Source organism: Longimicrobium sp., from assembly GCF_036280135.1.
Classification (GTDB): Bacteria; Gemmatimonadota; Gemmatimonadetes; order Longimicrobiales; family Longimicrobiaceae; genus Longimicrobium.
The window spans coordinates 1-5,949 of the sequence record NZ_DASURI010000156.1 but is presented as its reverse complement, the minus strand read 5'-3'; the positions used below and the strand labels follow the sequence as shown (position 1 = coordinate 5,949).

The following is a 5,949-nucleotide window of genomic DNA, read 5'->3' as shown; positions in this document are numbered from 1 at the left end:
GTGTCGTACGCCGCCTGCGCCTCGGCAAAGCGCTCCGCCTCGTGCAGCGCGTAGCCCTCCAGCGCGGCGCACCACCACCGCTCCGCCTGGCATCCGCGGGCCATCTCGATGGCCTCCGCCTCCTCGCCGTCTTCCACCAGGTAGCGGATGTGCTGGCCGGCGATCCACCCGTCCCCGGGCAGGAGGTCGGCGGCGCGGGCCAGAACGTCGATCAGGGCGCGCCGCCGCTCGCCGATGACGGGCGGCTCGGGCGGCGGCGGTTCGGGATCGGGGTTGGGATCGAACCAGAAGCAGAATCGGCCGATGATCTCGTCGCACTCCCCGGCGGCTGCCTGGAACGTCCGCGGCAGCTGCTGGTAGCGGAACCGCTCGAAGCCCGCCTGCGCGGACCGCGTGCGCCCCAGCACCCGCGCCGAATCCTGCGCCGCGGAGGCCGTTGTGGTGAATGCCAGCCGCTGTGCCGCGGCTTCGTGTGACCCGACGAGAAGAGCCGAACCCGCGAGAACCACCGATCGGACGATACGTGGGATCATAGGCGCGCTCCGTGGGGAAGGGGAGGCAGGACGGGATCGGATAGAAAACGCTGCATCACGCGGACCAGCGCGCGCGGCGCTCCGGCGGGGTGCGCGGATTGCGGTGCGTGTAGAGTGTTTGTCTCACGCAGGAACGTCCGATCACCCCTACAGGTCACGATAATGCACGGAGACCGTCCGCGGCAGGTTCTCAACCTGGTGTTCGCGGTGGGGCAGGCCGTCGCGCCGGCCCTGATCCCCTTGCTGGGGCTGCCGTTCGTGGGCCGCGTGTCCGACCGCTATCCCACGTACGTGGTGCCGGCGGGCTACGCGTTCAGCATCTGGTCCGTGATCTTCGCGCTCTCCATCGCCTACGCCGTGTGGCAGGCGCTGCCGGCGCAGACCGCCAATCCCCTGCTGCGCCGCGTGGGCTGGCTCACGGCCATCGCGTTCGCGGGGAGCACGTTCTGGCAGTTCGCCTTTCCGGCGGGCCAGTACGCCCTGAGCGTGCTGCTGATCGTGACGACGCTGGTGGCGCTGGCGCTGGCCCTCGCGCGGACGGCGGAGCGGCGCGCGGGGCTGTCCGCGGCGGAGCGGGTGCTGGTGTGGATCACCTGCGGCGTGTACCTGGGATGGATCACGGTGGCCACGGTGGCGAACGTGGCGCAGGCGCTTTCGGCGGCCGGGGTGAGCCACCTGGGTCTGGGCGCGGAGGCGTGGGGGATCGTGATGCTGATCGCCGCGGCCCTGATCGCGTCGCTCGTGACGCTGCGGACGGGGAACGGCGGGTATCCCCTCTCGGTGATCTGGGCGCTGGGGGCCGTCTTCGTGGCGCGCCGCGCGCCGCCCGCGGTGACGCAGGATGCGACGGTGGCGTACGTGGCGCTCGCCGCGGCGGCCGTGGTCGCGCTGGCCGCGGCGGTGGGCGTGATGCGGGGGCGTCGGGGGACGGCGCGGTAGGGGAGGCGCGCCGGGGGGAAGGGGACCGAAGCATCGTCACGGGAGGATGGATCCGGCGGCGGGCTGAGCAACCGGGATGATCGTTGACAGAACAGACCGGGAGGATGGTTGACAAGTCCTCACGGTGCTGACGCTGTTCAAAACGATGTTGCTCTTCACCCACCCCTTGGGAGGCGTAAGCAGCCCCACGGGAATGGGAGCCCTCCCTCCGCAGGGCATTCCGCTACGGGTGCAGCTTGCCGTCCCGCTCGCTGAAGCGTGCCAGCATTACGTGGTAGAAGAACACCGACCACACGCCGTCAGCGACTTCCTCCAGCGCAAGCGATTCGTTGACGAGCACCTCGCTCACGAAGATCTCGTGGCCGCGGAAGCGAATCGTGCCCACCCTGCGCACGCGCCTGACTTCGTGGTGGGCCGCGTACTCGGGCCCGGGGATCCGCTCCGGCATCGCCCGCTGCGAAGGCACGTACACGTCGGCCGGCGTCCTGAGATCGAGCGCGTGGTGCGGCCTCTCGTAGTCGAGCTCTTCACGAATCGCATCGAACTTCAGCTGCTGAGCCGCCTGGGTCTCACCGGGTGGAAAGCGCGAAGGCGTCAGCTTCCGGTGCATCCGTTCGTGCCTGCCGTTGTCCTGCGGACATCCGGGCCGGCTCCGCTGTGGTGTGATCCCGAGCCTGATCCACCAGGCGTTCAGCCGCGTCAGCCGCAGCGGCGTCGGCGCCGCGAACGGGGTGCCGTTGTCCGTCCAGATCGCTTCAGGCAGCCCGTACTCGCGAAAGGCCTGTTCGAAGCTCGGCTGCGCTTCTTTCGTGCTGGTCGAGCGTAGCGCATTGATCGTCAGCACGAACCGGGTGTGCGAGTCCTGGATCGTCAGCGGATAGCAGTACTTCCCGTCCAGTGTCCGGAACTGCCCCTTGTAGTCCGCCGACCAGACCTCGTTGGGTCGGCTGGTGCGAACCGCGCCTCCCGTGGAGACGGCCGGCCGCGCGCGCTTGCGCCGCGGCTTCACCAGCCCTTCACGCGCCAGCAGGTCACCGACCGTGCTGGCGGCCGGCAACTGCAGGTCCGGCCGGTCGATCGCCAGGCGCCCCAGGAGCGTCTTGGGCCCCCAGTCCGGTTTCCGCCGCCGAAGCTGCAGCAGCGCTTCCGCTACCTCGGGACTGATCTTGTGCGGGCAGTGCCTGGGCGCGTGGCTACGGTCTTTCAGCCCTTCTATGCCCTCTGCCTGGTACCGCTTCAGCACGTCGTAGCCGGCCTGACGGCTGATGCCGTGTCGCTCGCACAACTCCGTCATCGAATACAGGCCCTGCTCGTGGGCCACGATGAACCGCATGCGCTCTTCCATTGCATTCGTCTCCAGCCAGGGCATGGCTCCTCCGTGTGGGGTTTGCCATGCACGTTAACCTCTCCTGACTGTCAACGATCCTCCCGGTTTACTCTGTCAAGAATCTACCCGGTTTGTACCCCGAGGGCCCCCTCCCCCCGGCCCCCTGCCCCCGCTTCGCGGGGGAGGGGGAGAACTGCTCCCCGGTATCCGGACGGCCCGCGCCGAGAGCAGCCCGCCCTCTCCCGGCCTCTCTCCGCTCGTTCCTCGCGGAGAGAGGAGAACCCCGTCCACGGGCCGAGCTCCGCGCACTGAACCCGCCTTGCCGCCCACTCCTGCGCAGTCCTTCGCGGGCCAGCCAGGACCACGACGATGATCGCGTCCTTCATCGAACGGAAACGGCCCCGCCGTCAGGCGAGGCCGAATCACGTGCAGTTGGGAGCTGTCTCCTGTCCCCCGCCGTTATCTCCCCTCCCGCTCCGCGACGTCAGTTCCGCCACGGCCCGCGGCACTCGTGCTCCGGCCCCACGGGCGCGACGGGGATGCGGGCCTGGTACGGCGCCGGCGAGTTCCCCGCAACGCGCAGGTCGTACAGGTACAGCGCCGCGCCCACGGACACCTGGTCGTCCACGCGCCGGCCAAAATGCTCCAGCCAGCCCAGCATGAGCGCGCGGTCATCCGTCGTCGACAGGGCGCGGTCGTCCACGAACAGCAGCCACACGCGCCGCCCTCGCAGCCGCTCCAGCTCCCGCAGGTAGCCGCCGGCGTCCTGCCGCCAGCACCCGCCCACCACGGCGTCCGCGGGCGTAAAGCCGTAGCGTGGCGCGTAGTACAGGAACGGCGCGCGGCCGGCGTAGTGCACGTACAGCACGTCGCCCGGCTGGCGCTCGTCCGCCGCGTACTCCAGCAGCGGCTTGACCTCGGCCCGCACGTGCGGCACCTGCACGGCGGCGTACATCAGCGACGGAGCCAGCAGCACCAGCCCCAGCAGCATGGCCGCCGCCCCGCCCGCGCTCCCGCCGATCATCCTTCCCACCCGCGCCGTTCCCTCCGCCACCACCAGGACCAGGGAAGGGAGGAGGAACAGCAGCACGCGGCCGGCGGAGGTGTAGTCCGCCCCGAACGGGTACAGGCCCAGCGCCGCGGCGGCCAGCGCCATGGCGGCCGGTGCCAGCAGCAGGGCCAGCCGCGTGCGCCGCCGGCGCGCCATCCACCACGCCCCCGCGACGAAGGCGACAGCGCCCGCACCCGTCTGCAGGGCGCTGAGCGGCGTGGGGTCCTCGCCAAAGACGCCCAGCGGCTCGCGGAACAGGCGCAGCAGGGCGCGGGGCAGCCACAGCGGCCCGTCCGGAAAGCCCGCGCGCCAGAACGCCCGCATGAACTCCGGGTCCGCCAGGGCGTTGCGCGAGAGCGCGTACGCTCCCGCGAAGCTCGCCATCCACGCGATCGCGATGGTTGCCAGGCCCGCGATCCGTCCCCGCTCGCGGCGTCGCAACGCGTCCACGCCCAGGACCAGGCCCGTCCCCGCCAGCATGAAGACGGCGGGCTGCGAGATCCACACCGCCAGGACGCCCACGCCGCCGAACACGGCCAGGGCGCGGGGCGTGGCGCGGTGCAGCACGGCGGCGGCGCAGGCCAGCACGGCCACGGACGCCAGCACGTCGCCCGCGTACTGCTTGGCCTCGGACGCGTAGTAGACCAGGAACGGCGACAGCGCGAAGAGCGCCACGGCCAGCGGCAGGGCGGGGTGCGTCACGTAGCGCCGCGCCACGCGGGGAAACCACAGCAGCGCGGCCAGGGCCATCACCAGGGGGACGGCGCGGAGCGCGTACTCGCCCGTGCCCAGGAGCCCCGTGACCGCCTTCTGCAGCAGCAGAAAGCCCGCGGGCGCCGTCTGCCCGTAGTCCAGGGGCCGCGTCAGCAGGGTGCCCGCGTCGCGGCTGAGGACGTTGAGGGAGACGAGCGCCTCGTCCAGCCACAGGGCGCGGTTCACGCCGTACTGCAGCAGGCGCAGCGCGGCGCCCACCAGCAGGGCCACCAAAAGCAGCAGCCGCCTGCGTCGCGCGGCGGCCGGGGCGGTGTCCGTGGATGTGCGGCGGCCGGCGCGGGGCGGCGTGGCCGCGGGCGCCGGCGGGGACGAGGTGGTCACGCGGTCCGGGGGGCTCAGCAATCCACGATGTCGCCCGTGAGCTCGATCCGGCGGCTGTTCCAGGCGCCCGTGGACGTCAGGCACTGCGGGATCGCCACGGAGCCGGCCCACACGAAGTTCTTCATCACCGGCGGGGTGTAGCCCACGCGCGCCAGCTCCGTCTCGCTGGCGGCGAACTGGCCAAACTCGTTGAGGTGCACCTGCTGCATGCGGAACAGGTGCCCCAGGGCCACGTCGGCCTCGGTCTCGTGCGAGCGGTGGGCGCTGATGCGGTACTTGGTGATGGCGCTCGCGGCCAGGATCCCCATGATGACCAGGACGATCATCAGCTCGATGAGGGTGAACCCGCTGCGGCGGCGAAGGGTGTGCGTCATGGTACTGCGCATGGAGGGGGAGGATCGCGGCGCGGCAATGGCGCGCCGCGGGTACGTCAGCAGTTGTCGATGTTCCCGTTCACGTCGATGCCCCGGCTGTTCCAGGTGCCCGACGACGCGAGGCACTGGGGGATGGAGACGTTGTTGCCCCAGGTGTAGAACCGCAGCGAGGGCGCCTCGAAGCCCACCTTCTGCAGGTCCGTCACGCTGCCCGCGGGCACGCCGAACTCCACCTTGTACACCTCCTGCAGCCGGTACAGCTGCGACAGGAAGATGTCGCCTTCCTTTTCCTTGGAACGGTGGGCGCTGACGTTGAACTTGGGGATCGCGATTGCGGCCAGGATCCCGATGATCACCACCACGATCATCAGCTCGATGAGGGTAAAGCCGCGCCTGGATTGCGATCTCATGGTCGGGGGGTCCGGCGAGTCAAGGTGGTCCGGCGGTCACGACGAAACGGGGGGTGCCGGGCACCCCCCGTCCTCGTCCGGCGTCGATCAGCAGTTGGTGATGGCGCCCGTCGTGAAGCTGATGCTCTTGCCGCGGTGCGGCGTGCCGATGGGGGCCAGGCAGGCGCCGTCCACGATGCTGGCGGCACCGGCCCACGTGTAGTTCTTGACCGAGCCGGTG

Annotated in this window: 6 protein-coding genes; 1 reads left to right on the top strand and 5 read right to left on the bottom strand. The window is 70.8% G+C overall.

What is annotated here, in order from left to right:
- Positions 1-407 (bottom strand): hypothetical protein (locus tag VFZ20_RS04765; RefSeq protein ID WP_329682689.1); only part of this gene is annotated, 407 nt, incomplete at its 3' end.
- A 288-nt stretch (positions 408-695) separates the two neighbouring features.
- On the opposite strand from VFZ20_RS04765, the gene VFZ20_RS04760 reads away from it, so the two are divergent.
- Positions 696-1,472, top strand: coding sequence for a hypothetical protein (locus tag VFZ20_RS04760; protein ID WP_329682688.1), 777 nt, complete (start codon positions 696-698; stop codon positions 1,470-1,472).
- 223 nt (positions 1,473-1,695) lie between these two features.
- Here VFZ20_RS04760 and VFZ20_RS04755 read toward each other — a convergent pair whose 3' ends face one another.
- The 4 genes from VFZ20_RS04755 to VFZ20_RS04740 form a co-directional block, all read right to left on the bottom strand.
- Entirely contained in the window at positions 1,696-2,841 is a 1,146-nt protein-coding gene (locus VFZ20_RS04755) for a helix-turn-helix domain-containing protein (protein ID WP_329682687.1), read from the bottom strand.
- 442 nt (positions 2,842-3,283) lie between these two features.
- Positions 3,284-4,945: a hypothetical protein gene (locus VFZ20_RS04750; RefSeq protein ID WP_329682686.1), complete on the bottom strand. Its 1,662-nt coding sequence runs from the start codon at positions 4,943-4,945 to the stop codon at positions 3,284-3,286.
- A gap of 14 nt (positions 4,946-4,959) precedes the next feature.
- On the bottom strand, positions 4,960-5,319 hold the full coding sequence (locus VFZ20_RS04745) for a type IV pilin protein (protein WP_329682685.1): 360 nt from the start codon (positions 5,317-5,319) through the stop codon (positions 4,960-4,962).
- Positions 5,320-5,375: 56 nt separating this feature from the next.
- On the bottom strand, positions 5,376-5,729 hold the full coding sequence (locus VFZ20_RS04740) for a type II secretion system protein (protein ID WP_329682684.1): 354 nt from the start codon (positions 5,727-5,729) through the stop codon (positions 5,376-5,378).
- Positions 5,730-5,949: the final 220 nt, after the last annotated feature.

Bases quoted from the DNA above. Each gene is read 5' to 3' on its own strand.
- VFZ20_RS04745 (WP_329682685.1), bottom strand. From the start codon at position 5,319: ATGACGCACACCCTTCGCCGCCGCAGCGGGTTCACCCTCATCGAGCTG.
- VFZ20_RS04755 (WP_329682687.1), bottom strand. From the start codon at position 2,841: ATGCCCTGGCTGGAGACGAATGCAATGGAAGAGCGCATGCGGTTCATC.
- VFZ20_RS04740 (WP_329682684.1), bottom strand. From the start codon at position 5,729: ATGAGATCGCAATCCAGGCGCGGCTTTACCCTCATCGAGCTGATGATC.
- VFZ20_RS04760 (WP_329682688.1), top strand. From the start codon at position 696: ATGCACGGAGACCGTCCGCGGCAGGTTCTCAACCTGGTGTTCGCGGTG.